Genomic DNA, 233 nt, shown 5'->3' with positions numbered 1-233 from the left:
CATGGGCGATAAGGTGGCCGTGATCGGCGCTGGCTGCATCGGGTTCGATGTCTCCGAATCCCTGCTGCACGAGGGCGAGAGCCCTACCGTAAGCCTGCCGCTGTGGATGCGCGAATGGGGGGTCACGGACCCTGCCGAGCATCGCTCCGGCGTGGCCCCGGAAGGCCCCCAGCCCGGAGCCCCCGCCGGTCAGGTCACCCTGCTGCGGCGCAAGGCCGAACGCCATGGGAGGC

Annotated in this window: 1 pseudogene; it reads left to right on the top strand. The window is 70.8% G+C overall.

What is annotated here, in order from left to right:
* Positions 1-233, top strand: a pseudogene (gene fadH, locus R0J92_RS27020) (NADPH-dependent 2,4-dienoyl-CoA reductase); the annotation flags it as partial.

Source organism: Tritonibacter sp. SIMBA_163 (assembly GCF_046535935.1).
GTDB lineage: Bacteria > Pseudomonadota > Alphaproteobacteria > Rhodobacterales > Rhodobacteraceae > Epibacterium > Epibacterium scottomollicae.
This window is presented reverse-complemented; position numbering and strand designations above follow the sequence as displayed.